General features: G+C 70.6%; 2 protein-coding genes. Both read left to right on the forward strand.

The window, feature by feature from the left end:
• Window positions 1–459 (forward strand): SDR family NAD(P)-dependent oxidoreductase (locus ACFWGZ_RS40855; protein ID WP_382456951.1); only part of this gene is annotated, 459 nt, incomplete at its 5' end.
• 3 nt (window positions 460–462) lie between these two features.
• Window positions 463–1,434, forward strand: a complete 972-nt coding sequence (locus ACFWGZ_RS40860) for a zinc-binding alcohol dehydrogenase family protein (RefSeq protein WP_382456952.1) — start codon at window positions 463–465, stop codon at window positions 1,432–1,434.
• The last annotated feature ends 236 nt before the right edge of the window (window positions 1,435–1,670 follow it).

Consider the following 1,670-nt stretch of genomic DNA (forward strand, 5'->3'; position numbering starts at 1 on the left):
GTCGTCTACGGCGCGCACCACGCGCTGCCGCACGTGCGCGCGCGTGGCGGCCAGATCATCGCGACGGCGTCCATGGCGGGCCTCATGCCGATGCCGGGCGACCCGGTCTACGGCGCCAACAAGGCCGCCGTCGTCGGCCTGGTCCGCTCCCTCGCCGGCGCCTGCCCGGACGTGCGCGTGAACGCGCTGTGCCCGGCGTTCGCCGACACCGGCATCATCACGCCCCTGCGGGAGACGCTGGACTCGATCGGCATGCCGATCCTGCCCGTGTCCGCCGTGGTGGACACGTTCATGTCCATCGTGGAGGGTTCGGGGACCGGCGAGGCCTGGTTCGTGCAGGCGGGCCGCGAGTCCGAGCCGTTCGGCTTCCGGAACCCGCCCGGCCCCCGCAACGCCGACGGCTCGCGGGTCGAAGGCGCCCGCAAGGACCCCGTTTCCCTCGCGCTCAAGGAGAACTGACCCGTGCGTGCCATCCAGATCACCGAGTTCGGCGGGCCCGAGGTCCTGCGCGAGGTGGAGCTGCCCGACCCCGTGGCGGGCGAGGGCGAAGTGCTGATCACCGTCTCGCGCGCCGGCCTCAACTACGCCGACACGCACCAGGCGGAGAACTCCTACCTGGCCAAGATGACCCTGCCGCTGGTCCCCGGCGGCGAGATCGTCGGCACGACCGCCGACGGCCGTCGCGTCGTCGCGCTGACCGCGAGCTCCGGCGGCTACGCGGAGAAGGCCGTCGCGCCCGCGCTGACGACCTTCGACGTCCCCGAGGGCGTGGACGACCTGACCGCGCTGTCGTTGATCGTCCAGGGCGCCACCGCGTGGCTGCTGCTGCGCAAGTCGACCCACATGGAGCCCGGCGAGTCGGTCGTCGTGCACGCCGCCGCCGGTGGTGTGGGGACGATCGCCGTGCAGCTGGCCAAGTTGTGGGGCGCCGGCCGGGTCATCGCCACCGCGTCCTCCGAGGAGAAGCGGAAGCTGGCCCTGGACCTCGGCGCCGACGTCGCCGTCGACTCGCGTGCTGCGGACATGACCGCGGTGCTGAAGGAAGCCAACGGCGGGCGGCGGGTCGACGTCGTGCTCGACATGACTGGAGGGGCTACCACTGATCAGTCGTTGGCCGCGCTGGCTCCGTTCGGGCGGCTTGCGTTTTATGGCATGGCCTCGCGCGAAAGGCCGAAGCCGGCTGACCTCGGGGCGCTGCTGGTGCACTCCACGACCGTTGCGGGTATGTGGCTGCCGCACGCTTTGAAGGTCCGCGACGCTGAGCACGGGACTCTGGCGCACCGGGCCATGGCCGAGTTGTTCGCCCTGGTGGTGGACGGGTCCTTGAAGGCTGTTCCCGGTGGGGAGTACGGGATGTCCGAGGTTCGGCGGGCGCACGAGGATCTTCGGGCTCGTCGTACCGCTGGGAAGCTCGTTCTGGATCCGTCCCGGTAGTTGGTTGATCTTTGTGTTCGGGACTCCCGTTCACTGCTCGGGGCTCCGCCCCGGACCCCGCCAGCTGATCAAAGACCGGCCAGCGCCGTCTGCGGGTTGATGGCACGCCTGGTGCGTTGGGCGGCTTGCTGTTGCGTTGGTGGTTGCGGTGTGGGGTGGTCCCGTCACGAGCAGCGCGGGAGGCAGCCACACCCGAGGGGTCAGGTCAAGTCGACGAAAAGCGTGTCGACTTGACC

The organism is Lentzea sp. NPDC060358 (genome assembly GCF_042725365.1).
Lineage (GTDB): Bacteria > Actinomycetota > Actinomycetes > Mycobacteriales > Pseudonocardiaceae > Lentzea.